This is a genomic window from Streptomyces sp. NPDC003016, assembly GCF_053591455.1.
In genome coordinates this window covers 99049-125271 of sequence record NZ_JBSFTV010000012.1, presented here as the reverse complement: position 1 = coordinate 125271, position 26223 = coordinate 99049, and the positions used below count along the sequence as shown (strand labels likewise).

General features: G+C 70.6%; 21 protein-coding genes and 3 pseudogenes. 9 read left to right on the top strand and 15 right to left on the bottom strand.

The genetic code is table 11. The annotated features are described in order from the left end of the window. The first annotated feature begins 338 nt into the window (after positions 1 to 338). The gene (locus ACWDZ4_RS13050; RefSeq protein ID WP_451508459.1) at positions 339 to 2453 is read left to right on the top strand and encodes a cellulase family glycosylhydrolase; all 2115 of its coding nucleotides are present in this window, start codon (positions 339 to 341) and stop codon (positions 2451 to 2453) included. 133 nt (positions 2454 to 2586) lie between these two features. Then, on the top strand, positions 2587 to 4629 hold the full coding sequence (locus ACWDZ4_RS13045) for a glycoside hydrolase family 9 protein (protein ID WP_451508458.1): 2043 nt from the start codon (positions 2587 to 2589) through the stop codon (positions 4627 to 4629). A 63-nt stretch (positions 4630 to 4692) separates the two neighbouring features. Here ACWDZ4_RS13045 and ACWDZ4_RS13040 read toward each other — a convergent pair whose 3' ends face one another. Then, positions 4693 to 5313, bottom strand: coding sequence for an L-threonylcarbamoyladenylate synthase (locus tag ACWDZ4_RS13040; protein ID WP_451508457.1), 621 nt, complete (start codon positions 5311 to 5313; stop codon positions 4693 to 4695). A gap of 151 nt (positions 5314 to 5464) precedes the next feature. Continuing rightward, on the bottom strand, positions 5465 to 5923 hold the full coding sequence (locus tag ACWDZ4_RS13035) for a DUF6083 domain-containing protein (RefSeq protein ID WP_451508456.1): 459 nt from the start codon (positions 5921 to 5923) through the stop codon (positions 5465 to 5467). Between the two features lie 646 nt (positions 5924 to 6569). On the opposite strand from ACWDZ4_RS13035, the gene nadE reads away from it, so the two are divergent. The 4 genes and pseudogenes from nadE to ACWDZ4_RS13015 all read left to right on the top strand — a co-directional run bounded on the left by nadE (position 6570) and on the right by ACWDZ4_RS13015 (position 8784). After that, the gene (nadE, locus tag ACWDZ4_RS13030; RefSeq protein ID WP_451508455.1) at positions 6570 to 7400 is read left to right on the top strand and encodes an ammonia-dependent NAD(+) synthetase; all 831 of its coding nucleotides are present in this window, start codon (positions 6570 to 6572) and stop codon (positions 7398 to 7400) included. 78 nt (positions 7401 to 7478) lie between these two features. Next, a pseudogene (locus ACWDZ4_RS13025) lies at positions 7479 to 7633 on the top strand (IS5/IS1182 family transposase); the annotation flags it as partial. A gap of 150 nt (positions 7634 to 7783) precedes the next feature. After that, on the top strand, positions 7784 to 8356 hold the full coding sequence (locus ACWDZ4_RS13020) for a GNAT family N-acetyltransferase (protein ID WP_451508454.1): 573 nt from the start codon (positions 7784 to 7786) through the stop codon (positions 8354 to 8356). Positions 8357 to 8421: 65 nt separating this feature from the next. Next, positions 8422 to 8784: a DUF4180 domain-containing protein gene (locus ACWDZ4_RS13015; RefSeq protein ID WP_451508453.1), complete on the top strand. Its 363-nt coding sequence runs from the start codon at positions 8422 to 8424 to the stop codon at positions 8782 to 8784. A gap of 18 nt (positions 8785 to 8802) precedes the next feature. Here the strand turns inward: ACWDZ4_RS13015 and ACWDZ4_RS13010 are convergent. The 7 genes and pseudogenes from ACWDZ4_RS13010 to ACWDZ4_RS12980 form a co-directional block, all read right to left on the bottom strand. After that, positions 8803 to 9102: pseudogene (locus ACWDZ4_RS13010) on the bottom strand (lipase); the annotation flags it as partial. A 353-nt stretch (positions 9103 to 9455) separates the two neighbouring features. Then, the gene (locus tag ACWDZ4_RS13005; RefSeq protein ID WP_451508452.1) at positions 9456 to 10373 is read right to left on the bottom strand and encodes a S1 family peptidase; all 918 of its coding nucleotides are present in this window, start codon (positions 10371 to 10373) and stop codon (positions 9456 to 9458) included. Positions 10374 to 11047: 674 nt separating this feature from the next. Then, positions 11048 to 11790 (bottom strand): annotated as a pseudogene (locus ACWDZ4_RS13000) (mycothiol transferase). A 53-nt stretch (positions 11791 to 11843) separates the two neighbouring features. Further along, positions 11844 to 12302 (bottom strand): MaoC family dehydratase, encoded by a 459-nt coding sequence (locus ACWDZ4_RS12995; protein WP_451508451.1) that lies wholly within the window; start codon positions 12300 to 12302, stop codon positions 11844 to 11846. Between the two features lie 34 nt (positions 12303 to 12336). Further along, positions 12337 to 13872 carry an acyl-CoA synthetase gene (locus tag ACWDZ4_RS12990; protein ID WP_451508450.1) on the bottom strand — a complete coding sequence of 512 codons (1536 nt, stop codon included), beginning with the start codon at positions 13870 to 13872 and terminating at the stop codon, positions 12337 to 12339. A gap of 10 nt (positions 13873 to 13882) precedes the next feature. Further along, on the bottom strand, positions 13883 to 14794 hold the full coding sequence (locus ACWDZ4_RS12985) for an amidohydrolase family protein (RefSeq protein ID WP_451508449.1): 912 nt from the start codon (positions 14792 to 14794) through the stop codon (positions 13883 to 13885). 1 nt (position 14795) lies between these two features. Next, positions 14796 to 15707 (bottom strand): SDR family oxidoreductase, encoded by a 912-nt coding sequence (locus ACWDZ4_RS12980; protein WP_451508448.1) that lies wholly within the window; start codon positions 15705 to 15707, stop codon positions 14796 to 14798. 272 nt (positions 15708 to 15979) lie between these two features. On the opposite strand from ACWDZ4_RS12980, the gene ACWDZ4_RS12975 reads away from it, so the two are divergent. After that, the gene (locus tag ACWDZ4_RS12975; protein ID WP_451508447.1) at positions 15980 to 16411 is read left to right on the top strand and encodes a MarR family winged helix-turn-helix transcriptional regulator; all 432 of its coding nucleotides are present in this window, start codon (positions 15980 to 15982) and stop codon (positions 16409 to 16411) included. A gap of 91 nt (positions 16412 to 16502) precedes the next feature. Here ACWDZ4_RS12975 and ACWDZ4_RS12970 read toward each other — a convergent pair whose 3' ends face one another. Then, positions 16503 to 16964 carry a DUF3237 domain-containing protein gene (locus tag ACWDZ4_RS12970; protein WP_451508446.1) on the bottom strand — a complete coding sequence of 154 codons (462 nt, stop codon included), beginning with the start codon at positions 16962 to 16964 and terminating at the stop codon, positions 16503 to 16505. A 506-nt stretch (positions 16965 to 17470) separates the two neighbouring features. Between ACWDZ4_RS12970 and ACWDZ4_RS12965 the strand changes: the two genes are divergently transcribed. Further along, a complete protein-coding gene (locus ACWDZ4_RS12965) occupies positions 17471 to 19117 on the top strand; it encodes an ABC transporter substrate-binding protein (protein WP_451508445.1) in 1647 nt (548 codons plus the stop codon). Between the two features lie 79 nt (positions 19118 to 19196). Beyond that, entirely contained in the window at positions 19197 to 20645 is a 1449-nt protein-coding gene (locus tag ACWDZ4_RS12960; RefSeq protein WP_451508444.1) for an amidase, read from the top strand. A gap of 270 nt (positions 20646 to 20915) precedes the next feature. Here ACWDZ4_RS12960 and ACWDZ4_RS12955 read toward each other — a convergent pair whose 3' ends face one another. Genes ACWDZ4_RS12955 through ACWDZ4_RS12935 form a run of 5 tightly spaced genes read right to left on the bottom strand, consistent with a single transcriptional unit; the run spans position 20916 to position 26187 of the window. Beyond that, positions 20916 to 21704, bottom strand: a complete 789-nt coding sequence (locus tag ACWDZ4_RS12955) for an ABC transporter ATP-binding protein (protein ID WP_451508443.1) — start codon at positions 21702 to 21704, stop codon at positions 20916 to 20918. Beyond that, entirely contained in the window at positions 21697 to 22692 is a 996-nt protein-coding gene (locus ACWDZ4_RS12950) for an ABC transporter ATP-binding protein (RefSeq protein ID WP_451508442.1), read from the bottom strand. The genes ACWDZ4_RS12955 and ACWDZ4_RS12950 overlap by 8 nt, the downstream gene beginning before the upstream one ends. Then, positions 22689 to 23558, bottom strand: a complete 870-nt coding sequence (locus tag ACWDZ4_RS12945) for an ABC transporter permease (protein ID WP_451508441.1) — start codon at positions 23556 to 23558, stop codon at positions 22689 to 22691. Before ACWDZ4_RS12945 ends, ACWDZ4_RS12950 begins: the two co-directional genes overlap by 4 nt. Beyond that, positions 23555 to 24505: an ABC transporter permease gene (locus ACWDZ4_RS12940; RefSeq protein ID WP_451508440.1), complete on the bottom strand. Its 951-nt coding sequence runs from the start codon at positions 24503 to 24505 to the stop codon at positions 23555 to 23557. Before ACWDZ4_RS12940 ends, ACWDZ4_RS12945 begins: the two co-directional genes overlap by 4 nt. After that, entirely contained in the window at positions 24502 to 26187 is a 1686-nt protein-coding gene (locus ACWDZ4_RS12935) for a CocE/NonD family hydrolase (protein ID WP_451508439.1), read from the bottom strand. Before ACWDZ4_RS12935 ends, ACWDZ4_RS12940 begins: the two co-directional genes overlap by 4 nt. Positions 26188 to 26223: the final 36 nt, after the last annotated feature.

Genomic DNA, 26223 nt, shown 5'->3' with positions numbered 1-26223 from the left:
CGGACTCGGTCCTCTGTGGCGTACTGACCCGTTCGGGCGGCAGGAGGCCCTCGCCCTCGCCGCCCTTGCGGTGCAAGGGAGTTCCCGCCACTCCACGCGTATCCCCGCGAACGCGCAACTTCTCTTGCCAGCGCGGCGGGGCGCCCCTACAGTCCTGGCCGAACCCTTTGGGAGCGCTCCCATTGCATTATGGGAGCGCTCCCAATCCGGCACGTGCAACTCCTTTCTCCCCGCTACAGACGGAAGGGCGGCACACAGTGGGACAGTCGGGACAGTTACGAAGCGAACGAAGCGAACGAAGAGGAAGACGGCACCTCCGAAGGCTGGTTGCCGCGGTCATGACCGCGGGACTCATATCGGTGGGCGGCCTCACGGGCGGAGCGGCGGCCCAGGCGGCCGAGGCGGCCGAGGCAGTCCCGGTGGCCGAGGACGCGGCGAACGGCGCCGCCGCGGCCGGTGACGACTGGCTGCACACCGAGGGCAACAAGATCGTCGACAAGAACGGGGACGAGGTCTGGCTCACCGGCGCCAACTGGTTCGGCTTCAACGCCTCGGAACGGGTCTTCCACGGACTGTGGTCCGGCAACATCACCGGCATCACCGAGTCCATGGCCGACCGGGGCATCAACATGGTCCGGGTACCGATCTCGACGCAGCTCCTGCTGGAGTGGAAGAACGGCCAGGCGGCCGTCCCGTCCGGCGTGAACAACTTCGCGAACCCCGAGATCGCCGGCAAGACCTCGCTGGAGGTCTTCGACTACTGGCTGCGCCTGTGCGAGCAGTACGGCATCAAGGTGATGCTCGACGTGCACAGTGCCGATGCCGACAACTCGGGTCACAACTACCCGGTGTGGTGGAAGGGCGCCATCACGTCCGAGCAGTTCTACGCCGCATGGGAGTGGGTGACAGCCCGCTACAAGGCCGACGACACCCTCGTCGCCATGGACATCAAGAACGAGCCGCACGGCAAGGCCAACGAAGCCATCCGCGCCAAGTGGGACGGCTCGACCGACCAGGACAACTTCAAGTACGCCTGTGAGACCGCGGGCAAGCGGATCCTGGCGATCAACCCGAACGTCCTGGTGCTGTGCGAAGGCATCGAGGTGTACCCCAAGGCCGGTGTGAGCTGGACCTCGACCACCCCGACCGACTACTACTCCACCTGGTGGGGCGGCAACCTGCGCGGCGTACGCGACCACCCGGTCGACCTCGGCGCCAACAGCGACCAGCTCGTGTACTCCCCGCACGACTACGGCCCGCTCGTCCACGCGCAGCCCTGGTTCACCGGAAACTGGGACCGCACCACGCTGGAGCGGGACGTCTGGGACCCCAACTGGCTCTACCTGCACAAGGAGAACAAGTCGCCGCTCCTCATCGGCGAATGGGGCGGCTTCCTCGACGGCGGACCGAACGAGAAGTGGATGAAGGCGCTGCGCGATCTCATCGTGGAGAACCGTATCCACCAGACCTTCTGGTGCATCAACCCCAACTCCGGTGACACCGGCGGTCTCCTGCTGGGCGACTGGAAGTCGTGGGACGAGGAGAAGTACGCCCTGCTGAAGCCGGCCCTGTGGCAGCACGGCGGCAAGTTCGTCAGCCTCGACCACGAGGTCCCGCTCGGTGGCGCCGGGAGTACCACGGGCATCAGCCTGACCGATGTGTACGGGGACGGTGGCGGTGACCCGGACCCGACGGACACGACCGCGCCGACCGCGCCCACTGCCCTGAGCAGTACGGCGAAGACGGCGAGCAGTGTGTCGCTGTCGTGGAGCGCGTCGACGGACAACGTGCGCGTGGCGGGGTACGACGTGTACCGGGGCACGGCGAAGGTGAACACGACGCCGGTGGCCGGTACGTCGTTCACGGACACCGGCCTCTCGCCCTCGACCGCGTACAGCTACACCGTGCGGGCGCGGGACGCGGCGGGCAACGTGTCGGCGCCGTCGGCGGCGCTGAGCGTGACGACCGGGGCCGGAGACGGTGGTGGTGGCGGCCCGTCGGGCGCGCTGAAGGTCCGCTACAAGAACAACGACGGCTCGGCCACGGACAACTCCGTCCGCCCGGGTCTCCAGGTCGTCAACACCGGATCCGCCTCCCTCGACCTGAGCACGGTCTCGGCGCGCTACTACTTCACCCGCGACGGCGGGGCGCCGTCGGTCAGCGCGTTCTGCGACTACGCGGCGGTCGGGTGTGCGCAGGTGAAGCTGAAGGTCGTCCCGCTGACCACCCCGGTCGCGGGCGCGGACGCCTACCTGGAGGTGTCGTTCGCCGGGGGCTCCCTCGCGGCGGGCAAGGACACCGGTGACATCCAGGTGCGGATGAGCAAGTCGGACTGGTCGAACTTCGACGAGGCCGACGACTACAGCCGCTCGACGGCCACGGCGTACGCGGACGCCCCGGCGATCCCCGCCTACACGGGCACCCGCCACGCCTGGGGCACACCGCCCGCCTGACGGGCCGCGACCGTTCCACGACAAGCCCCTGTCCGCCCGGCTGCCACTCGACGGCGCCGGGCGGGCAGGCCCACCCGGCCCCCCACCGGCCCGCCCGACCAGGCCCGGCCGACGTACGGAAGGGAACACTCCGTTGCGCGCGCTCACCCTCCTGCTCCTGAAACCTGGAAGAGACCGAAGAACCGTACGGCGTCCGCGCCGTACCACCGCCCTCGCCCTCGCCGGTACGGTCGCCGCCGGCCTCCTCCTTCCCCTGACGCTGCCGACCACCGCATCCGCCGCACCCGCCTTCAACTACGGCGAGGCACTGCAGAAGTCGATCCTGTTCTACGAGGCCCAGCAGTCCGGCGAGATCCCCGGCACCAACCGCGTCAGCTGGCGCGGCGACTCCGGACTGGACGACGGCAAGGACGTCGGCCTCGACCTGGCCGGGGGCTGGTACGACGCCGGTGACCACGTCAAGTTCGGCCTGCCGATGGCATTCTCCGCCACCATGCTCGCCTGGGGCGGGGTGGAGGAGAAGGCGGCGTACACCTCCTCCGGACAACTGCCGCACCTGAAGAACAACCTCCGCTTCGTCAACGACTACTTCCTCAAGGCACACCCCTCTCCGAACGTCCTGTACGGGCAGGTGGGCAACGGAGCGGACGACCACAAGTGGTGGGGCCCGGCCGAGGTCATGCCGATGGCACGGCCCGCGTACAAGATCGACGCCTCCTGTCCGGGCTCCGACCTCGCCGGCCAGACCGCCGCGGCGCTGGCCTCCTCGTCGATGGTGTTCAAGGACAGCGATCCGGCCTACGCCGAGAAGCTGGTCACGCACGCCAAGCAGCTGTACGCCTTCGCCGACGCCTACCGCGGCAAGTACAGCGACTGCATCACCGACGCGAAGTCGTACTACAACTCCTGGAGCGGCTACCACGACGAGCTCGTGTGGGGCGCGATCTGGCTCCACAAGGCCACCGGCGACGCGTCCTACCTGGCCAAGGCCGAGTCGTACTACGGCAACCTCTCCACCGAGCCGCAGACCACCACCCGCTCCTACCGCTGGACCCTGTCCTGGGACGACAACTCCTACGGGGCGTACGTGCTGCTGGCGCAGCTCACCGGCAAGCAGAAGTACGTCGACGACGCCAACCGCTGGCTCGACTGGTGGACGGTCGGTGTCAACGGTCAGCGGGTGCGGTACTCGCCCGGAGGGCAGGCCGTCCTCGACAGTTGGGGCTCACTGCGGTACGCCGCCAACACCGCCTTCGCGGCACTCCAGTACTCCGACTGGCTGACCGGCGACAGCGAACGCAAGACCCGCTACCACGACTTCGCGGTGCGGCAGATCAACTACGCGCTCGGCGACAACCCGCGCAAGTCCAGCTACGTCGTCGGTTTCGGCGCCAACCCGCCGGCCAAGCCGCACCACCGCACCGCCCACGGATCGTGGACGGACCAGATCAACAGCCCGGTCGAGAGCAGGCACACGTTGTACGGCGCGTTGGTCGGGGGGCCGAGCGCGCCGGACGACAGGTACACCGACGACCGGTCGAACTACGTGAACAACGAGGTCGCCACCGACTACAACGCGGCCTTCACCGGGGCGCTGGCCCGGCTGCACGGAGAGTACGGCGGCAGCCCGCTCGCCGACTTCCCGAAGGCGGAGCGGCCGGACGGCCCGGAGATCTCCGTACAGGCGTCGGTGAACGCCGCCGGGTCGAATTTCACGGAGATCAAGGCGTATCTCGTCAACAAGTCGGCGTGGCCGGCGCGGGCGCTGACCGACGCCTCGCTGCGCTACTACTTCACCCTGGAACCGGGCGTCACGCCGGGCCAGATCAGCTACAGCACCCATTACAACCAGTGCGGCAAGATCTCCGGACCCACGCAGTACAAGGACAACGTCTACTACGTGACCGTGGACTGCTCGGCCGCGACGATCGCCCCGGCCGGGCAGTCGGCGTACCGCAAGGAGGTGCAGTTCCGGATCAGCTCGACGGGGGCGTGGAACACGGCGAACGACTGGTCGTACCCCTCCTCGGCGACGACACCGGGCACCACCCCGGTGGACGCGCCGAACATCGTGCTGATGGAGGGATCGGCGAAGCAGTGGGGGGCCACGCCTGACGGTGCGAGCCCGGCCGCCGCATCTACGCCCACCCGGCCCCTACGCCCTCTGCCCTCCTGACCGCCGTCCACCGGCCGGGGCGTCGTACCGGTGCCCCGGCGCATGGCGATGACGGCGGGGCGGCTACTCGAACCGTGAGGTGTCGCCCGCCCCTCGGCGGACGATCTCGGCTTCGCCGCTGGAGAAGTCGATGACCGTGGTCGGCTCGGTGCCGCAGTCACCCGAGTCGAGCACGGCGTCCACCGTGTGGTCGAGCCGTTCCTTGATCTCCCAGCCCTGTGTCAGCGGCTCGTCTTCGTCGGGCAGGAGCAGGGTGCTGGAGAGCAGTGGCTCGCCGAGTTCGGCGAGCAGGGCCTGGGCGACGACATGGTCAGGGATCCGGACCCCGACCGTCTTCTTCTTGGGATGCAGCAGCTGGCGCGGCACCTCCTTCGTCGCGGGGAGGATGAAGGTGTAACTGCCGGGCGTCGCCGCCTTGATCGCGCGGAAGACGTCGTTGTCGATGTGCACGAACTGGCCCAGCTGTGCGAAGTCCTGGCACACGAGGGTGAAGTGATGACGATCATCGAGGTTCCGGATCGACCGGATACGGCTGAGGCCGTCACGGTTGCCCAGCTGGCATCCCAGTGCGAAACAGGAGTCCGTCGGGTACGCGATGAGCTCGCCGGAGCGGACACCGTCGGCCACGTTGCTGATGGTGCGCCGCTGAGGGTTCTCGGGGTGCACGTCGAAATATTTCGCCATCCGCCGACCCTACGTGATCAGGGCACTCGCGTCAGGTGACCAGGACGCCGCCGGGCGGGAGCGGAGCCCGCGCCGGCTTCGACGACGGGACCGGGCCGCGCCCGTTCCGTCCACGGCGGCCGAGGACGCCGGCAACGCCGGGCCGGAACGGTCACCCGGCGTCGGGCAGGCTGTCGGGCGGGGTGCGCCTCGCGTCCAGGCGTGCCGCACGGAGCCGGTTCCCCTCCCGCAGCGCCGCCAGCCACGGCAGGACATCACCACGCCGGATCCCGGGGCAGACCAGGCGGTGCGCGATGCGGCACTCCGTTCCGGGCCGGGGTTCCTCGTCGCCGGTGTTCCACGCGAGGCCCTCGCCGTCGGTGCTGTTGCCGATGAGCCACCGTTGCCGGGGCGGTATGGCATGCGCGGGAAGGGCGGGGAGCGGTTCGAGGAGGATCCACCGGTTGTAGTGGGTGAGGTACCGGTCACCGGCCAGTCCGCAGTCCGGGCAGTCGGGTCCGGCCGGCGGACCGGCCGCGGTGGCGCCTTCGTCGTGTGCCTGTTCGGCGTCGATGTGCCGGGCGAGCGCCGCCCATTCCTCGTCGGTCTGTGGCAGGTCGATATCCCCCATGTCTGAAGGATCCGGGCGTGGGGGTGGGATGGGGCAGGGCGCCTGTCAGCCGTTCCTGGTGGGCCGGGTGGGGCGGGAGAGACAGCGGGCGGCACGAGGGGCGGGCGGCGCCCCGCTGGACTGGGGGAGCGACGGCCGAAAGTCGCCGCCGTGCAGGAGCCGGCGGGCCCACCGACGAGCGCGGTACGCCGTGGCGTGGTGCCAGCCTGGCCCGCCGGTGAGGGTCCGGTGGTGAGGGTCCGGCCGGTGGTGACGGCCCGGTGGTGAGGGGCGTGATCGTGGAGACGGCCGCCGGAATGGACGGGCGAGGGCTGGTGTGCGGTGACGCAGTGCGCTTTACGGGTGGGGCAGTCGTGACACAGCAGGCATCCTCCGCACCAGGGCCTGTGCGTCGGAACAGGACCGGGGCGGCGCAGGTCCGGCCGTGACCACTCGTGGTCTGTCGGACCACCCCGCCTGCTGCCGGCAGGATGCCCCCGTTCCCCCGGATCCGAACCCGCGGGCCGTCATGCCGTCGCCTGGCGCAAGGACGGCCCGGCCCCCGGTCTCGCGCCCCGGCGACCGTCGGACCGTCGGTCAAGACCCGCCGGACCCCCTGGGTAGGGTGGGCGCGGCAGCACATCGTGAACCGGAACAAGGAGCAGACGTGAGCGAGCCGGCGTCCATCGCCCTGCAGCAGGAGATCGCCCGGGAACTCCAGGTCGCCGAGACCTTCGAGGCCGAGCGGGAGATCGAACGGCGGGTGGCCTTCCTCGCCGAGCGGCTGACCTCCACCGGTCTGCGCTCCCTCGTGCTCGGCATCAGCGGCGGCGTCGACTCCACCACCGCCGGCCGGCTGTGCCAGCTCGCCGTCGAGCGGGCCCGGGCCGCCGGGCACGAGGCGCGGTTCTACGCGATGCGACTGCCCTACGGAGTGCAGACCGACGAGCACGACGCCCAGCTCGCGCTCTCCTTCATCCGGGCCGACCACGTGCTGACCGTGGACATCAAGCCCGCGAGCGACGCCGCGCTCGAAGCCTCGCTGGCCGCCGGCGTGAGCTTCCGCGACGCCCACCACCAGGACTTCGTGCACGGCAACATCAAGGCCCGGCAGCGCATGATCGCCCAGTACGCGGTGGCCGGCGCGCACGGCGGCCTGGTCGTCGGCACCGACCACGCCGCCGAGGCGGTCTCCGGCTTCTTCACCAAGTTCGGCGACGGCGCCGCCGACCTGGTCCCGCTGACCGGCCTGACCAAGCGCCGGGTGCGCGCCGTCGCGGACGCGCTGGGCGCACCCGCCGAGCTGGTGTGGAAGACCCCGACGGCCGACCTGGAGAACCTCGACCCGGGCAAGGCCGACGAGGACGCGCTCGGGGTCTCCTACGACGACATCGACGACTTCCTGGAGGGCAAGCCGGTGGACGAGCGGGTCTTCGAAACGATCGTCAGCCGCTACCGCCTCACCGACCACAAGCGCCGGCTGCCCATCGCCCCCTGAGGACGTGTCCGGCCGTCAGACCTGGCAGAGGGCGGGGTGATCCGACGAACGCGGAGCGGGTGCGGCCGGAGCCGTGCCCGGGTGCGGACCGGGTCCCCCTGCCGAGACCTTCCCGGGCGGTTCGCCAGCTGGAAGACCGGCTGCGAACGTCACCGGCGCCGGTCGGCCGACGGCGCCCGGGGCCGCATCCTGTCCTCCTGTACGCAGTGCAGGCCGACGCGGACCTGGCCGGCGAGGGCGGCAGATCAGACCCACGGTTCATGAGCCGAAGGGCCGGCCCGCCGGCTTCGGTTACGGCAGGCGTGCCCATGTCTTCCACGGCACTGTCACCACAGCCGCCATACTGGGCGGCGCCGCCGCGCATGCCGTGACATCGTGGTGCCATGACCATCGAGGTCCGCCCGGCTTCGGTCTTCGAAGATGTCCGTACGCTGCTCGGCCCGAAGTCACCCGGGGCCAACGTCTGCTGGTGCCTGAGCTACCGGATCCCGTCCAAGCTCAACAACGAGCTCCGCGGGCCGGCCCGCGGCGAGTACGTCGCCGAGCTGTGCCGTACGGAACCCCCTCCGGGGGTGCTCGCCCACGACAACGGCGAGCCGGTCGGCTGGGCCGCCGTGGCACCGCGCTCGGACACCTCGTTCGCGCGCAACCGTAAGATCCCGCACGTCGACGACCTGCCGGTCTGGTCGCTGTGGTGCATCCGCGTACGCCCCGGTTGTCGGAAGAGGGGGATCTCGCATGCCCTCATCGCCGGTGCGGTCGAGTTCGCCCGCGCCCACGGCGCACCGGCGATCGAGGCGTACCCCCTGGACAACGGTGACGCCAGGGTCGACATGACGATGGCGTACGCCGGGATCCGGAAGAACTTCGAGCGCGCCGGGTTCGTCCACGCCGCCGACACCACCTCGGTGCTGGCCGGCCATCCCCGGATCCTGATGCGGTTCGACCTGCGCTGACAGGGGGGCCTCTGTCCGGAGAATCACGTCGACCGCGTCCGTATCCGGAACTAACCTCGGCTTCCATGAGCACCCTGCAGACGATCCATGACGTGCCCGTCCTGATGTGTGCCCCCGAGGGCGAGGCGATCGGCGGCGAACGCGACGTCCTGGATCTCGTGGGCAACGCCGCCTACCAGGGCGTTCAGTGGGTCGTCATCCCCGCCGGGCGGCTCGGTGAGACGTTCTTCCAACTGCGCACCCGTGTCGCCGGCGAGATCATCCAGAAGTTCGTCAACTACCGCGTGGGCGTCGTCGTCCTCGGCGACATCTCCCGGCACCTGGCGTCCAGTTCGGCGTTGCGGGACTTCGTCCGGGAATGCAACCGCGGGCGGCAGACCTGGTTCCTCGCCGATGCGGAAGAACTGCATGAGCGACTGAAGGGCTAGTTCCTGTCCGGAGCCGGATCAGGAGTGGGTGTCCCGGACACGGCCGGTGATGAACGGGCCGCCGGTGCCGAAGGCCAGGGCGGCGAGGCGTTCGCCGACGCGGCGGTGCGCGGCGGCATCCGGGTGGAGCTGGTCGGGCAGCGGCAGCTCGGCGAAGTCCGCCTCGCCGTAGAGGTCGCGGCCGTCGAGACAGTGCAGATTCCGGTCGTCGGCCGCACGCTGCTTCACGATGCGGGCGAGCTCCTCCCGGATGACGTCGAGCGTCAGCTTTCCGGCGGTGTGCTCGGCGGGGTCCCCCGTAGCCCGGAACCGCAGCGGGCGCCGCGCAGGAGGTCCGTGGTGAGGGGTGTGGTGATCCACTGGTGCTCGGTGTGCATGGCCCCAGCCTGTTGGCCGAAGTAACTGGATTGTCCGGCTTCACCAGTGTGCCGCTGTGCCGCGCAGACGGCGGCCTCCGGCTGGTACGGGGCTCCGGTCAGGGTGCGGGCCGGTTCCGCAGCAGGGTGTCGGGGGCGGCCGGGGTGCTCCCGGGCGCAGTCGCGGCAGACGTTCGCGAAGGCGGTCAGGGTGTCCTTGCCGGCCTGCCCGGCCCGGTCGGCGGCGCCCGACGGCCTAGGCACGCAGAAGCCGGCGGACCGCCCGAAGGGGCCCGCCGGCTGTTGCCGCGTGGGTCAGAAGATGCTTACTCCGTAGGCGCTGAGCGCTTCGGTGACCGGCTGGAAGAACGTCGTGCCGCCGGAGGAGCAGTTGCCGCTGCCGCCGGAGGTCAGGCCGAGCGCGGTGCTGCCGGCGAACAGGGCGCCGCCGCTGTCGCCGGGTTCGGCGCAGACGTTGGTCTGGATGAGGCCGTAGACGACATCTCCACCGCCGTAGTTGACGGTCGCGTTGAGGCCGGTGACGGTGCCGCCGCGCAGGCCGGTGGTGCTGCCGCTGCGCTGGACGGCCTGGCCGACGGAGGCGTTGCCCGCGCCGGTGATGTCCCGGTACGAGCCGTTGTAGAGGTACACCCGGCCGTCCGCGGCGGAGGCGTTGGAGTGGCGGATGATGCCGTAGTCGTTGTTCGGGAAGCTGGAACCGGTGGTGGAACCGAGCACCGCGGTCCGGCCGGAGTTGGTGTACCAGGTACCGGTGCCGTTGGTGCAGTGGCCGGCGGTGAGGGCGTAATACGTGGTGCCGCTGCGGACGTTGAAGCCGAGCGAGCAACGGCCGCTGCCGCTGTAGATGGCCTGGCCGCCGGCGATGAGCTTGTTGAACGTGCCGGGCGTGCGCTTGATCTCCAGGGCGTCGGCCTGTGCGCCCGCCGCCTTCTTGATCTTGGCTATCTCGGCGGCCGAGACGGTGTTGTCCGCGGTGACGACGACCTTGCCCGACGCCTTGTCCGTGTACCAGGCGGTGCCCGGTACGTTCGCGCCGAGTACCGCGTCGTCCGTCTGGGCGAGCTGGGTGGCGGTGGCCCGTGTGTCGTCGCCCTGTTCGGCCGCGGCGATCGGGGTGGCAAGCGCGGAGACGGTCAGCAGAGTCGATGCGACGGCGATCAGCCGTGCACGTCTCGTGATGCCGCCGAGGGGGGAGAGGCGCTTGAAGTTCACTACATCCTCCGGTGGGGGATCCCGGGGCCCGCTGGGTGGGCGGGCCCATCAGAACGCCGATGCAGGATGACCATCCGTAGCGGTCATGAGCCTGTCAATCGGCGTGGTAGGAATCCTGCGGTGCGGCCGGGGCGTCAACAAGGGCGCCTTTCGGCCGCTCTGCGCGCGCCCGTCGGGGGTGTGCTCCCCGCGGCGGAGCGAAGCCCGCCGCGGCGGTTGTGGCCCACGAAATTCGTGGCGGCGGGGCCGGCGGAGCGGACGCGTCGTTGTGGGGCGGTGAAGTACCGCGATCGTTTGCTGATGGGACATCAGCTGTTCACCGGGTCGGTAGCGATGGAGTCCTGTTCGGCAGCCTCGTCCTCCAGCAGTCGGAGTATGGGACTCCCTTTCCGCTGCTCACGGCCGTCCAGGGGTGAATGGCCCGTCAGGGAGCGCGATCCTGCCGGCCCCTGGGCCCTGGCAGACCACGCCCCCGGCGCGGTACTGACGTCGTGGCTTTTGCACACACGTCCCATCGGTCCCGGCCGCCCCACAGGGCAGTCCTCACCCCGCGCCGTTTTCGGAGTGTGACCGCTGGACGCTCCAGTCGTGGACCGTCCTGCCGTCGCCACCCGCGCCCGGCATACCGCGCCGCGCGGCATTATGCGGCGATCACCACTGTTCGTACGCCGAGGTCACCTGTCCGGTTCTGGCCAGTCTCCAGCCCGTGCCGCAGCGGGGGAGGCCCGGCGGGCGGCGGGATCTGTGGCGGGGCGGGGCTCCTCGTCGTCGTGTGGGTGTTCGCGTCGAGTCCGGGCCTGCTGGAGCCGACTGCCTTCAATGACGTCCGGACTCAGGTGACCTGATCCGGAAGCCGGGATCCGTGGGGTGGGACAGACGTGCCAGCCGGCGCGTCGCGGGCAGTGCGCAGTGATCAGCCGTCGACCGGTGGGCCAATGAGCGCGGCGAGGGTCTGCCTCCTGAGCTGTGCGCTCCAGTCGGCTTCGATGGTTCTCCCACCATGCCGGGTCGCCGGGCGCCGTGTCGTCGTTCCCGTTCCGCAGTCGCGCGGTCCCGTCGACGGGTTCCCGGACGATGTCTGTGTGCCCGGCGTGCCGCTGAGTCTCGGCGATCATGTGGACGAGCATCCGGTGGAGCGTCAGCTCCAGCCGCTTCTTCCCGGGCACTCGGCCGATCGGGTCGAGGGGCAGCGACTCGGTCGTCGCGTCCGAGGGGCCCACACTTCCCGGTACAGCCCGACGATCTGCTCACGCGTCTCGTCGGCCGTCGCCGACATGCCCGAGTGCGGCTCGGCGTCGCCCGTGATCCAGAGCGCCGGCGCATCGAACGGCCGGCCGGAGGTCGCGCCGAAGTAGGCCGCTTCGGCGCTGGTGACGTGTTTGACCAGCACCAGCAGATGGGTGGCTGTCGGAGTCATGGGGTCAGTCGCCTCACGGTCTTCTCAGGGGGACCGCGAGGCGACGGCCGATGTCAGGCGTAGTGGCGGTAGACCGCCTGGGCCACACAGGCGGGCTTGTCGCTGCCGTCGACCTCGACGGTGAAGGTCAGTCGCATCTGCACTCCGTTGCCCTTGACCTCCTCGACGGCGTCGACCGTGCCGTGCAGGCGGACCTTGGCGCCGACCGGCACGGGGCTGGGGAAGCGCACCTTCTCCAAGCCGTAGTTGACGCTCATGGAGATGCCGGTGATCTCCAGCAGTTCGTTGAAGAGCGGGATGATCAGGGACAGGGTGAGGTAGCCGTGGGCGATGGGGCCGCCGAAGGGCCCGTCCTTGGCCTTGTCGGGGTCGGTGTGGATCCACTGGTGGTCACCGGTGGCGTCGGCGAAGGTGTTCACCCGGCTCTGGGTGATCTCCAGCCAGCCCGTGCGGCCGAGGTCGGTTCCGGCCAGAGCCTTGAGCTCGTCGGGGCCGTTGGTGGTGGTGGGCATGGGGCAAGGCCCTTTCTGGGGGAGTTCGCGGGGGTCAGGGGTGGTCGGCGGAGGCCGGTGCGTACACCGCGCGCAGGGCGGGCTTGATGATCTTCCCGGACGCGGTGCGGGGCAGCGTGTCCGCGAAGACGACGGACTTGGGGATCTTGTACTTGGCCAGCCTGCCGCGCAGGAACGCGAGGATGTCGTGCTCCTCGGCACGGGCTCCCGGCTTGAGGACGACGACGACACGGCCGACCTCGCCCCACCTGGCGTCGGGGACGCCGAGGACAGCGCACTCCTCGACGCCGGGGTGGCCCAGGATCACGTCCTCGACCTCGGCCGGGTAGACGTTCTCCCCACCGGAGATGAACATGTCCTTCACCCGGCCGGCGATGTAGGCGTAGCCGTCGCCGTCCAGCCGGGCGAGGTCACCGGTGCGCAGCCAGCCGCCGGTGAAGGCGTCCGCGGTCTCCTCGGGCCGGCCCCAGTAACCCGTCATGACGTTGGGGCCGGAGACGAGGATCTCGCCTCTCTCTCCCGGTGCGGCGTCCCGGCCGTCGGGCAGGACCACGCGGGTGTCGGTGAAGAAGTGCGGCACGCCCGCGGATCCGGCCTTGGCCGAGGTCTGCTCCTGGTCCAGGTAGAGGACGCCGGGGGACGCCTCGGTCATGCCGTACCCCTGGCTGAAGGCCAGGCCGCGGGCCAGATAGGCGGTGATGGTGCGCTCGGGGACCGGCGCACCGCCGCAGTTGAGGGTGCGCAGGCTGGACAGGTCGGTGGTGGCCCAGCGAGGCCGGGCGGCCATGGCGTCGTACATCGTGGGGACGCCGAACATGCACGTCACATGCCGGTTCTCGATGAGCTCCAGGACGCGGTCGGGGTCGAACGCGCTCAGCAGCACCACGCGGCCGCCCTTGAGGAGGGTGGGCAGACAGGTCATGTTGAGCCCCGCGGTGTGGAACAGCGGGGCGGTCACCAGAGTCACCTCGTCCCCGGCGAGGTCGGTGTCGACGAGGACGTTGACGCTGTTCCAGGCGATGTTGGCGTGGGAGAGGACGGCGCCCTTGGGGCGGCCGGTGGTTCCCGAGGTGTACATGATCATGCAGGGGTCGTCGGGGGCGACGGCCTCGTCCAGCGGCTCGGCGGCGTGGTCGGCGAGCAGGTCCTCGTAGCCGAGGGCGTCGGAGTGGGGGCCGTCGAGTGCGATGCGGTGGCGCACCGGGGTGCCGGCGGCGGCCGCGGCGGCGGCCTCGGCCTGCTCGGGGGCGTGGACGAGGGCGGCGCTGCCCGAATCGGAGAGGTGGTAGGCCAGTTCCGGTGCGGTCAGCCGGGTGTTGAGCGGGACGAAGACCGCGCCGAGCACACCGGCGGCGAACAGCGTTTCGAGGAAGGCCGGATGGTTGGGGCCCAGATACGCGACCCGGTCGCCGCGCCCCGTTCCCAGGGCGCGCAGGGCGTGGGCCAGGCGCAGTGCCCGCTGGTGGAGTTCCCGGTAGGTCCACGCGCGGTCCTCGTGAACGACGGCGGTCCGGTCCGGGGTCTTGCGGGCCCGGCGCGCCGGCCAGGAGCCGATCCCTTGGTTCAACACGGCGGCTCCCTCAGTCCTTGAGCAGGCCGAGGAGGCGGGCGGCGTTGTCCTTGAGGATCTTCGGCCGGACCTCGGGCTTGATGTCGAGCTTGTCGAAGTCGGCGAGCCACCGGTCGGGGGTGATGACGGGGTAGTCGGAGCCGAAGAGGACCTTGTCCTTGAGCAGGGTGTTGGCGTACCGCACCAGTTGCGGCGGGAAGTACTTCGGCGACCAGCCGGACAGGTCGATGTAGACGTGCGGTTTGTGGGTGGCCACCGCCAGCGCCTCGTCCTGCCAGGGGAACGACGGGTGGGCCAGGATGATCCGCAACTGCGGGAAGTCCACGGCGACGTCGTCGACCAGCATGGGGTTGGAGTACTTCAGCCGGATACCGCCCCCGCCGGGGACGCCGGCGCCGATGCCGGTCTGGCCGGTGTGGAACAGCGCGGGTACGCCCAGTTCCTCGATGGCCTCGTACAACGGGTAGGCGAGCCGGTCGTCGGGGGAGAATGCCTGGATGCTGGGGTGGAACTTGAAGCCGCGCACCCCGTACTCCGCCACCAGACGGCGGGCTTCGCGCACTCCGGCCCGGCCCTTGTGGGGGTCGACGCTGGCGAAGGGGATGAGCACGTCGGAGTGGACGGCGCAGCTTTCGGCGATCTCCTCGTTGGCGATGCGCGGGTGCCCGGTGGCGTGCTCGGCGTCCACGGTGAACACCACTGCGGCCATGCGGCGTTCACGGTAGTGGGCGGCCATCTCCTCGATGGTCGGCTGCCGGTGCCCATGGGCCTTGAAGTACTCCTCGGAGGCACCGAACAGCTCGGGGCTCAGCGCTCCGTGGCCGTCCTTGGAGATCTCCGCGTGGGTGTGCACGTCGATGGCGGTCAGCTCGTCGATGTCGACGGCGAGGTGGTGAGCGAGGTCGGGGGCGAGGCCGCTCATCTCAGGCCTCCGGTGCCTGGGGCGCCGGGATGCCGTAGGTCTCGGGCTCGGAGCCGACGCCGTCGTGCCACTTCCCGGCGATCGCGTCGGCGCTCCAGCCGCCGTCGCTGAAGGCGACCGTCTTCTCCTTGGGGTGCGCCCACAGGGCCAGCCGGTCGCCACCGATGCCGATGGCCTGCCCGGTGACGCCCTTGGAGGAGTCCGAGGCCAGGAAGGTGATCAGCCCGGTGACGTCTTCGACCGTGCCCAGGCCCTCTTCCTTGCGCAGCCAGTCCGGCAGCGGGGCGCCGGTGCGCTCGGATTCCTCGATGACCGGAGCGAAGGCCGGAATGGTCTTGGTCATCTCGGTGGCCGCGACGGGAACGACGGCGTTGACGGTGATGTCGGCCCTGGCCAGCTCCAGGGCCCAGGTCCGCGCCATCGCGACGATGCCGGCCTTGGCGGCGGCGTAGTTGGTCTGGCCGAAGTTGCCCCGCTGCCCGGCCGGCGAGGAGATCAGGACGAGACGGCCGCCGGTTCCCTGCTCCCGCATCCGGACCGCGGCCGCCCGGGCGCACGTGAAGGTGCCGCGCAGGTGGACCCTGACGACGGCGTCGAAGTCGTCGTCGGTCATCTTCCACAGCACCCGGTCGCGCAGGATGCCCGCGTTGGTGACGAGCACGTCCAGACGGCCGAATTCCCGCACGGCCGTCTCCACCAGCTGTTCGGCCGCCTCGCTGTCGCCGACCGCTGCCACGACGCCTGCGGCCCTGCCCCCCGCGGAGGTGATGGCGGCGACCGCGGCGTCGACCACGTCGCGGTCGACGTCGTTGACGACGACAGCGGCTCCGGCCGTGGCGAGGGCCTGGGCGTACCCCAGGCCGAGGCCGCGACCGCTTCCGGTGACGACGGCGACTTTCCCGTGCAGATCCATTTCATGCACCTCTCTGACGGTCTGTGGACGGGGCGCTCCGACGGAAACCGGGCGCCGGGCGGGTCGGGGAGAGGACCACGTGCTCGGAAGCGGTCCCGCAATGCCCGTTCTCCTCCGGGGGCATCGCGGCGGGCCGCCCAGTGATCGACAGGAATCCTGTCGGTTCGGAGTGTGGTCGATACTCAGGATTCCTGTCAATGGCCTAGGGTGGGCGCACCGAAAATCCGGTCGGCAACTCGTGGGGGCGTGACGTGGAGGCAGCTGTGGAGTCCGTGGCGACGAGAGGAGCGGGAAGTCCCTCGCTGCTCTATCTGGTCAAGCGGACCGAACTGGTTGTCCGCGCGCGGCTCGAAGAGCTGCTCAAGCCTGCCGGCATCACGGCGCTGCAGTACACGGCCCTCACCGTGCTGGAACGTCACGACGGACGGTCCGCCGCGCAGCTCGCCCGGGACTCCTTCGTCACGGCCCAGTCCATGGCCGACATGGTCCGCGCGCTGGAGAGCCGCGGTCTGATCCGCCGCGAGCCCAACCCTCGTAACCGGCGCGAGAAAGTCGTCCTGCTCACCGACGCGGGCCGTCGGCTCCTGGCCGAGTACGCGGGACCGGCGCGGCGGCTCGAGGAGCGCATGGTCCAAGGTCTCGGTCCTGAGGAGATCGTCCGGTTCCGCGAGACCTTGAACCACGCGTGGCGGGCGCTGTCCTGACGCGGGCGCGTGACTGCCGCCGAAGCCGCCGGTGAGCGGGCCGGGTACCGCGCCGGCCACCGGCGGTAGGACCGGTAGGGCCGGTGCAGTCCTACCGGACCGCGTACATGCGGATGGCGACGACGTCCTCGCCCTCGGGGCGGGCGAGCCCCACGAAGACCGTCTCGGCGAGCCACCGGTGGGCGGGCGCATCCGTGCGGAAGACCGGAGAGGTCCGGTAGTAGTGGCCGGTCTCCGAGACCTGGAGGTCGCCGTCGTACTGGTCCGGGCTGTCGGACTTCGGCCTGTAGTACCCGCGGTTGACGATGTCGATCACCGCCCCGTCGTCGGCCCGGATCAGGTAGCGCGCGTCGAGCTCGCAGACCTCGCCCCGGGTGCTGCTCCAGTCGCCCCCGCCCGCCAGCACCTGTCCGCGCAGCAGCGGACCTTCCACGCTGCCTCCGGTGATGGGCGTGAACTCGGTGGTCTCCCCGTCCCCGTGGCCGATGTGGAGCGTCTCGGTGACGTGGGCTCGGATCTCGAACGCGAAGACGAGAGCGGGAGTGAAGGGCATGGTGGGACTCCGTTCCATGGGTGTGGTGCGACGTGCTCGCCGACGGTGGGTGAAGGCGCGCCCCGGAAGCGGGCGTGCGTGACGAAGGGCGGCCGCTCGACGCGGCGGCTCTGTCATGAGCGGGGCGGTTGTCGCGGCCCGGACGGCGCGCGGTGGTTCCGGCGGCGCCATGGCCGCCGCGAAGCGGCAGGGCGGGGGCCTGCGACAGGGTCGCAGGGGGAGTGCGCGCGGTGCGGCGGTACGGACGGAGAAGGTACCTGCCTCTGCGTCGATGCACCACCCCGGGCGCCACGCCGGGCGCCGCCCCGGTCCGCGGTGCGCGCTGCCCTGCCGGAATTCCCCGAGAAGGCAGGCAGGGGGCTTGACTCGTTCACCCATCAGGTGGAAGCGTGACATGCAACAACGTTATATGACGTTCGTTTATGAAGACTTGCCGCCACTCACATGCCTCGACGGCGAGCGCTCCTCCTCCCTCCCCTCTTCTTCCTCGGCAAGGAGCATCAGCCATGGCTGCGAAAAGACCGGTGCTGACGGTGTTCATGAGCGTGGGTCTGCTGGCCACGGCGTCCTGCACGTCCGCGTCCGGCGGAGGCAACGGCACACCCCGGAAAATCCGGCTCACCACCACGACCCCACCCGGTAGCGGCGCCGTCGACCGCCTCACCTGGGCGCTGCCCTACGGAGAGCCGACGACCCTGGACCCGGCGAAGGTCGGTGACTACTCGCCCCAGACGGTCGAAGCGAACCTCTGCGACACGCTGATGCGGATGAACGCGGACTTCTCCCTGAGCCCCGGCCTGGCCCGGAAGACGACATGGACCGACGACCGCACCCTGGTACTCGATCTCCGGGCCGGCGTGACGTTCTGGGACGGCTCCCGCATGACACCCGAGGACGTGGTCCACAGCCTGGAACGGCAGACCGACCCGAAGACGCAGGCGCTGTACGGGAACTACCTTTCCGCGGTGACGTCGATCAAGGTCACGGGCCCGCACCAGGTGACACTGCGCACCAAGACGTACGACCAGTCCCTGCTCAAGGCGCTGTCGACGTCGTTCGGCGCGGTCAACCAGAAGGCGTACACCCGGAAGGCCGGCGCCGCCTACGGCACCGCCAAGGGCGGAGTCATGTGCACCGGACCGTTCAAAATCGCCTCCTGGAAGTCCGGCGACAGCATCACCCTCGAACGCAACGACGCCTATTGGGACCCCCGGCTCAAGCCGAAGGCCGGCCAGATCGTCTTCAAATTCATCACCAACAGCAACACGCTCACCAGCGCGCTTCTCTCCGGCGAGGTGGACGGCACCTACGAACTGCCGCCCAGCAGCGCCACGGCGCTCGCCAAGGCGGAGAACGGCGCGACCTACCTCGGCCCGTCCACCCAGAGCGTCCTGCTGATCCCCGGCAGCGCGAAGTCCCCCGCCGCCGACCGCAGGCTCCTGGACGCGCTGTCACACGCCCTGGACCGGAACGCGCTGATCAAGAACGTGTTCGGCGGCGACGCCACGCCCCTGAAGTCACTGGTCCCGCCGCTCACGTGGCGCGGCGATCCGGCCGCCGCCCAGCTCGACGCCGCATACGAAGCACTGCCGGCCGTGCCGAAGCCCGATCCGGAGCGGGCCAGGAAACTGATGGACCAAGCGGGCCCCGTGTCACGGCCCCTGGTGGCAGCCATCCCGGCGGGCGACCAGAAAGGCCTGCAGACCCTGACGTTCCTCCAGGCCGTCGCCAGGAAACTGGGTGTCGACATCCGGATCAAGCAGCTGCAGCCCACCGAGATGTCCTCCCTCTTCTACGACCCCTCGATCCGGCAGGGCATCGACCTGATCCTCACCTTCGGTTACGTCGGCATGCCGGACCCGGCGTCCTACGTGTCGGAAATGGTCACCCCGCGCGGGCTCTTCAACTGGACCGGCTACGACGACGCCGACGTGACCCGGCTGCTCGGGCGGGCACGTACGTCCTCGGACCCCGCGGTGTCGGCCAAGGCCTACACCGAGGCCCAGGCCCTCTTCACCCCCACCGTCCCGGCGATCTACCTCGCCACCACTCACGAACGCATGTTCATGAACAAGCGCATCAGCGGCGCGCCCACCTCCTTCGCCTACATGGGCATGCCGTGGGCCGCCCGCATCGGCGGAACCGAGAAGTGACCCGCGCCCCCTCAGATCCCAGCAGACCAGCAGACCAGCAGACCAGCAGACCAGCAGACCAGGAGACCAGGAGACCAGGATGACCGACACCCCGGACGAGAAGCCGCTGTGGGACCGCTCGGCCGCTGAGCTGGCAGCCGGAATCCGCGACAGGGACTTCTCCGCGACCGAGGTCGCGCAGGCGTTCCTGCGGCGGATCGACGAAACCAACCCGTCCGTCAACGCGCTCGTGGACGTCCGCCCCGAGGAGGCACTCGCCCAGGCCGCGGTCGCGGACAAGGCGGTCACCACCGGCGGGGCACTGGGACCGCTGCACGGTGTGCCGGTCTCCATCAAGATCAACACTTCGCAGCGCGGATACGCCAGCTCGCACGGACTCCCGGCATGGGCCGACGCCGTCGCCGCGGACGACGCGGCGTGCGTGGCGGCGCTGCGCGAGGCGGGCGCCAACCTCATGGGCCGCAGCAACAGCCCGGCGTTCGCCGTACGGTGGTTCACCGGCAACGACCTGCACGGCAGGACGCTCAACCCGTGGAGCAGCGCCCACACCCCGGGCGGGTCCTCCGGCGGCGCCGCCGCCGCGATCGCGTCCGGGATGGTGCCGATCGCCCAGGGCAACGACATCGGCGGTTCCATCAGGTTCCCGGCCTACTGCTGCGGCGCGGTCGGCCTGCGGCCCACGGTGGGCCTCGTCTCCGCCTCGGAACCCGGCGGGGGAGGGGAGTTCGACGCCCCGCTCTCCTTCCAGACCATGGCGGTGCACGGGCCGCTGGGCTGGACCGTCGACGACGTCCGGCTGGCTCTGCACGCCATGGTGACACCGGACCTGCGCGATCCGGTCGGCCTGCCGGTGCGGCCGCCGCTCGGTGAGCCCCGCCCGGTGAAGGTCGCGGTCGTCCGCGACGTCGGTCTGGCCAAGCCCCACGCCGCCGTTGACGCGGCCCTCGACAGTGCCGCGGCATGGCTCGGCGAAGCGGGCTACGAGGTGGAGGAGGCCGAGCTGCCGCTGCTGGGCGAAGCGGCGCGGCTGTGGTCGCTGCTGCTCTACGAGGAGCTGCGCACGATGATGCCGGAGATCGAGCGGTTCGGTGACGACGCGGTGAGGCTCTCGCTCGCGTCCTCGTTCGCCGCCGCCGCCGAGACCTGGGGCGAACGGCCCACCTTGGACGCGTACATCAAGGGCTACGCGCGGCGCGGCACCCTCATCACCCGGCTCCAGCAGTACCTCGGCGACGAGCGGATCCTGCTGACGCCCGTGTCGGCGGAGCCGCCGTTCGAACAGGACGCGGACCTCGCCGGCGACGCCCGCGTCCGGGAACTGCTCGCCGCGCAATGGCCCATGCAGGCCGTTCCGGTGCTCGGCTTCCCGGCGATGTCGGTACCGACGGGCATCAGGGACGGTCTCCCGTCCGGCGTACAGCTCGTCGGAGGGCGTTTCCGCGAGAACCTGCTGCTCCACGCGGCCACGGCGATCGAGGCCCGTGCGCCGCGTACCCGGCCCTCGCCCGACCGGTCCCACGCCGGCTGAGCCGGACGCCGGCTCCGGCGTGAACACCGCCCCTTCGGCAGCCGTCCGGGCTGCCGAGGGGGCGGAGCTGTTTCCGGTCCCCCTCGGCCGGCCGCAGAGCGCCGGCGCCGACACGCAGGAGCGACACGGGCAACGGGCCCCGCTGCGCGAGCCGTCCGAGCCGTCCGAGCCGTCCGAGCCGTCCGAGCCGTCCGAGCCGTTCGGTTCCTTCATGCCGAAGACGCTTGCCCGGCCCCCCCGGGCCCGGACAAGCGTCTTCGGTCGACCTGGTCAGGCGGCAGCCTTCTGGGTCCTCCTGCGCGGTGTCCACCCCGGCTTGGGGACGGACTCGATGAGGCGCCGCGTGTACGCGTCCTGCGGGTGGTCGAGGACGTCCGCGACCGGGCCGTACTCGACGACCTTCCCGGCCCGCATCACCAGGACTTCCCCACTGATGTGCCGGACGGCGCCGAGGTCGTGCGTGATGAACAGCAGCGCTGTCCCCGTGCTCGCCCGGATACGCGCGAGCAGGCCCAGGATCTGTGCCTGGATCGACACGTCCAGCGCCGCGATCGCCTCGTCGAGAATCAGCACCCGCGGTTCGGCGGCCAGCGCACGGGCGATGGCGACGCGCTGACGCTGCCCGCCCGACAGGGCCTTCGGCAGGGACCTCGCCTGCCGGTCGTCCAGTCCCACCATGGCGAACAGTTCCGAGACACGGCCCCGGAGCGCTTCTCCGCGCAGCGGCCGGTGCAGCACGACCGCCTCCGCGACGGCGTCGCACACCCGCTGGCGCCGGTCGAGCGAGGAGTAGGGGTCCTGGAACACCATCTGGATCTGCCGGCCGCGGGTACGCCGCTCCTTCGGGCGCACCCGCCCGGACCGGCGCTCGCTTCCCGCGACGACGATCTGTCCTCCACCGGGTGTTTCGAGTCCGGCGATCATGCGCGCGGTCGTCGTCTTGCCGGATCCCGACTCGCCGACGACCGCCAGCGACCCGTGTTCAGGAAGGGAGAACGTGACGTCGTCGACGGCGACGAAGTCACCGAAGACCTTGCGCAGGTTCCTCACCTCAAGCATGTTTGCCGGTCTCCTCGGACGAGTGGGAGCGGGGGAAGTGGCAGGCCGCTGTGGAACCGCCGGCGGAACGCGGCTGCGGCCGGTCGCCGCGGCACAGATCCCGCACGTCGGGACAGCGGTCGCTGAAGGCGCATCCCGCGGGCGCCTCGAAGCCGGAAAGCGGTCTGCCCGCGATGGCCCGCAACTCGGCACGGATGTCGCCGACCGCCGGACGGGACGCGAGCAGGGCCCGTGTGTACGGGTGGGCGGCACGGTGGCGCAGCGAGGCGGCCGGAAGCTCCTCGACGGTCGAACCCGCGTACATCACCACGACCCGGTCGCAGACGGCGGCGGCCAGTTCCAGGTCGTGGGTGATGAACAGCATGGCGAGACCGCGGGCTTCACGGGCCTCGCCGATGATGGCCATCACCTCCTCCTGCGTGGTCACGTCGAGCGCGGTGGTCGGCTCGTCGGCGAGCAGCAGCCGCGGTTCGGCGGCCAGCGCGGCGGCGATCATGACACGTTGCAGCAGGCCGCCGGAGAGCTCGTGGGGCCGCTGTCGCATGCGCCGTTCGGCGTCACCGATCCCGACTTCCCGCAGGATTCCCGTGACCTTGGCGACGGCCTCGGCCGCGGGGACACCACGTGCGGTCGTCAGTCCCTCCACCAGGAAGTCACCGACGCTGCGCGCCGGGTTGATGTGGGCACGGGGATCCTGGAAGACCATGGCGACATCGGCGGCACGGAACGCACGCAGCCGTTCCCGGGACATCTTCCGCACGGATTCGCCCGCGAACAGCACGTCACCGTGCATCCGGGCCCCCTTCGGCAACAGGCGCAGAACGGAACGGGCCGTCAGCGACTTCCCCGATCCGGACTCGCCCACCAGGGCGACGGCCAGTCCTTCGGCAACGGTCACATCCGCACGGTGGACGACGGTCTTCAGGCCGCCGTCGAGGGGCAGGTCGAGCCTCAGCCCGTCCATCCGGAGCAGTGGTGGTGAGGTCATGAGTCTTCTCCGAGCAGGCGTCGGGACAGCCCCGTCCCCAGCAGGTTGAACGCGACCACCACCACCAGGACGACGAGGCCGGCGTACAGCGACTGCTGGGGCCGGCCGGCGAGGATCGAAGGGGCCCCGTTGGACACCATCAGTCCCCATTCGGGGTCCGGCGGCTGGCTGCCGAGCCCGAGGAACGAGATCGCGGCCACGTCGAGAAGGGCGTATCCGAAGCCGATGGTGGCCTGGACGAGGACGAGGGGCAGCAGGTTCGGCAGCAGGTGACGGAGCCAGATGCGGTGTGTGGGAGCCCCGAGGAGCTGGAGCGCCGAAACGTACGGCAGATTGCGTTCCTTGAGCGCGGCCGACCGCACGACCCGCGTGATCAGTGGCAGGTAGGCGATCGACAGGGCCACCACCGGAGCGGCGAGGCCCGCCCCGAAGACGGCGGCGGCGAGAACCGCCATGATCAGGCCCGGGAAACCGAAAATGACGTCCAGGGCGCCGGAGACGAACCGGTCCGGCCACCCCCCGGCCCAGGCGGCGGTCAGTGCGAGCAGGGTGCCGAGGGTGGTGGAGACCAGAATCACCACGGCCGGCGCCGCCAGGCTGGAGCGGGTACCGCAGACGATCCTGGACAGGATGTCGCGTCCGGTGTCGTCGGTGCCCAGGAGGTGGGCCCCCGAAGGCCCGGCGTTGACGTCGAACGGGTCGACGGCGTTCGGATCGTGCGGGGCGACCAGCGGTCCCAGCACGGCCAGCAGGACGAACAGGGCGACCACGCACCCGGCGCCGAGCGTCACGTAGTCGCGCGGGCGTCCGGTCCGGCCCCCGGCACGGGGTGTACGGGCGGTACGGCCGGGCAGGGCGGTGCTCATCGGGTCCCCTTCCGCGCGGCCCGGGGATCGAGCGCGGCGCTGACCAGATCGACGACGGTGTTGATGACGACGAACACGACCACGAAGATCAGCGACACGGCCTGGACCACGGCCATGTCCTGCTTGGACGCCGCCTCGATCATGAGGGCTCCCAGCCCGCCGGTGCCGAACGCCTGCTCGGCGACGGCGGCGGTGGCGATGAGGCCCGCGACACCGACGCCGGACACCGCGAAGACGGGGCCGGAGGCGTTGTGCAGCACGTGCCGTCTGATCACGGCCGGTTCGGGTACGCCGCGGCTGCGGGCGGTCTCCACGTGCTCCGCGCGCATCTCCGCGCGCACGGCGGTACGGGTGACCTGCGCGACGTAACCGGTCCAGGTCACCGCCAGCGCGAGGGCCGGCAGCGTCAGGTGCGTCAGGGTGCCGGTGAAGCCCTCGCCGGAGCCGTACACCGGGAACCACGGCAGCCGGACGGCGAACACCCAGATGAGCAGGACCGACATGATGAACGTGGGTACCGCCATCGCGCCCGCGGTGAGCGTCGTGGCCAGCGTTTCGGTCCGGCCGCCGCGCAGGGCGGCGAGCGTGCCGATGAACGTACCGGCGAGGAGGACCAGGACGGAGGCGTAGGCGACCAGTGCGACGGTGTCGCCGGCGCGCGCGCCGACCAGGTTGGCGACGGTGTCGCGGTAGGCGAGGGATCTCCCGAAGTCCCCCTGGAGGCAGCCGCTCAGCCAGTGCCAGTAGCCCTCGACGAAGGGATCGTCCAGGTGGTACTCGCGGTGGATCCGGTCCAGTACGGCCGGGTCGGGGTTCCGGCTGCCGCCGACGAGCAGCGTGGCGGGGTCGCCGGGGGTCAGGAACAGGGCACCGTAGATCGCCAGACTGGAGACGAGGACGGTCACCACGAGGGTGGCCAGCCTGGTGGCGACGTACCGCAGGGTCACCGCGGACCACCGCCCGTACCGCTTTCGGGCAGGACGGTGAGGCGCAGGCGCGAGGGACGGGCGGATCCGGTCCGGAGCTTCTGGAGGCTCGCCTTGGGCGCGACCGTCAGCCACGGGTTCTCCCGCGAACCGGAGTTGGGCAGGTGGTTCGGGAAGTCGCTGCCGGCGACCGTCAGCGCGAGACGGTGGCCCGGGCGCACCCGGTAACCGGTGTGGCCCAGCGCGATCTCCCACTCGCCCGGCGCGTCCGCCTGGACACAGCCGCGCACGATCAGCCGCGCCGTGCCGTCCGGGGCCAGGTCGAGGAGCCTGGCGAACACGTCGAAGGTGGGCGCCGTGCTTTCGACGTGCAGCACCGCGTGTACGGGACCGGCCAGGTCGAGCGGGGCCTCGGAGGCAGGCGCCGTGAAGAGCAGGACGTCGTCCCGGTCCGCCGTGCGGCGCTCGTCCGGGTGGTCGCGCAACAGCATGAAGGTGTCCGCCGTGGCGGACGGCACGAGGTTGTCCGGGTCGTACCGCCACTCCACGGACTCCGCCTCCGGCGCGGGAGCGGCGGCGAGCCGGCCGCCGGGCACCGGGCCGGTCGCGGACCCCGGGTCCCCCAGGTACAGGTCGGTCTCCACCGCCCGCGGCGGGGGCCAGGCCGCCGACGTGCGCCAGTCGGCGTGCCCGAGCTTCCAGCGCACCCGCGGGAGCGACTCGGGCCGCGCGGTGCCCTTCAGGAAGACGTCGAAGAACTCCAGTGCCGGACCGGTGTACGCGTCGAGCATGCCGTCCAGAGCGGCCTCGCTGACCAGGTGGTCGGCCTGGGGGGAGACCGGGGCGTTCTCCAGGAAGTAGTTCTCGTGGTCGGTCGTGTCGGCGATCAGGTACTGCACCGCCGCCCAGCCGGGACGTTCGGCCAGTTCGGTGTAGTCGCGCATGTGGGCGATGCCGAGGTTGTCGAACCAGCCCACACAGTGCAGGACGGGGACCGGACGCGCGTCATAGGGGTGCGGTCCGTTGTACGGGGGCAGCGGGATGGAGCCGACGACCAGGTCGAAGCCCGCCGAGCGCTTCCCGATGACCTCGAAGGCCTCCTCGTACGCGGCGATCAGCGGACGCTTGGTGAGGTCCGCCTCGAACGCGTAGCTGTCGTTGTCGATCCAGACGTGCGCCTGGTAGTCGGCGCCCTCCAGCCACAGGGGCTGGCGGCCGGAGCCGGTGTCGTAACTGGCCACACCCGGACCGTTGTTGGTGCAGGTCACCCGGGGGACGATCGCACGGAGGGCGGGGTGCTGGCCGACGACCGCCGACCACTGGGTGAAGCCGTAGTACGAGTCGCCGAACATGCCCACGACCCCGTCGGACCACGGCTGGCGCGTGACCCACTCGATGGTGTCGTACCCGTCGTCCACCTCGCCGGTCCAGCCCAGCGTCTCGCCCTGCGAGCGGAACTTGCCGCGGACGTCCTGGACCACCATGACGTAACCGCGCTCCGTGAACCGCTCCGCGACCTTCTCGAAGAAGACGTACCGGCTGTTCTTGTCGTACGGCAGGCGGACGAGCACGGTCGGGGCGGGTTCGGGGCCGGCGCCGTAGACATCGGTGGCCAGCAGCACTCCGTCCCGCACGCGCACCATGTGCTGCTGCGCCTGCGGGGGGACGGGCTGCGGAGTGACGCGCTCAACGGCAAGGCTCATGGGCTCTCCACGCAGAGGAAACATTGAGAAAACAAC

Coding starts and splice junctions, on each gene's coding strand:
- ACWDZ4_RS12970 (WP_451508446.1), bottom strand. CDS start 16,964: ATGCCCTTCACTCCCGCTCTCGTCTTCGCGTTCGAGATCCGAGCCCAC.
- ACWDZ4_RS12960 (WP_451508444.1), top strand. CDS start 19,197: ATGACCGACACCCCGGACGAGAAGCCGCTGTGGGACCGCTCGGCCGCT.
- ACWDZ4_RS13040 (WP_451508457.1), bottom strand. CDS start 5,313: ATGGCGAAATATTTCGACGTGCACCCCGAGAACCCTCAGCGGCGCACC.
- ACWDZ4_RS13015 (WP_451508453.1), top strand. CDS start 8,422: ATGAGCACCCTGCAGACGATCCATGACGTGCCCGTCCTGATGTGTGCC.
- ACWDZ4_RS12935 (WP_451508439.1), bottom strand. CDS start 26,187: ATGAGCCTTGCCGTTGAGCGCGTCACTCCGCAGCCCGTCCCCCCGCAG.
- ACWDZ4_RS12985 (WP_451508449.1), bottom strand. CDS start 14,794: ATGAGCGGCCTCGCCCCCGACCTCGCTCACCACCTCGCCGTCGACATC.
- ACWDZ4_RS12965 (WP_451508445.1), top strand. CDS start 17,471: ATGGCTGCGAAAAGACCGGTGCTGACGGTGTTCATGAGCGTGGGTCTG.
- ACWDZ4_RS13035 (WP_451508456.1), bottom strand. CDS start 5,923: ATGGGGGATATCGACCTGCCACAGACCGACGAGGAATGGGCGGCGCTC.
- ACWDZ4_RS12980 (WP_451508448.1), bottom strand. CDS start 15,707: ATGGATCTGCACGGGAAAGTCGCCGTCGTCACCGGAAGCGGTCGCGGC.
- ACWDZ4_RS12945 (WP_451508441.1), bottom strand. CDS start 23,558: ATGAGCACCGCCCTGCCCGGCCGTACCGCCCGTACACCCCGTGCCGGG.
- ACWDZ4_RS13020 (WP_451508454.1), top strand. CDS start 7,784: ATGACCATCGAGGTCCGCCCGGCTTCGGTCTTCGAAGATGTCCGTACG.
- ACWDZ4_RS12995 (WP_451508451.1), bottom strand. CDS start 12,302: ATGCCCACCACCACCAACGGCCCCGACGAGCTCAAGGCTCTGGCCGGA.
- ACWDZ4_RS12955 (WP_451508443.1), bottom strand. CDS start 21,704: ATGCTTGAGGTGAGGAACCTGCGCAAGGTCTTCGGTGACTTCGTCGCC.
- ACWDZ4_RS13050 (WP_451508459.1), top strand. CDS start 339: ATGACCGCGGGACTCATATCGGTGGGCGGCCTCACGGGCGGAGCGGCG.
- ACWDZ4_RS12950 (WP_451508442.1), bottom strand. CDS start 22,692: ATGACCTCACCACCACTGCTCCGGATGGACGGGCTGAGGCTCGACCTG.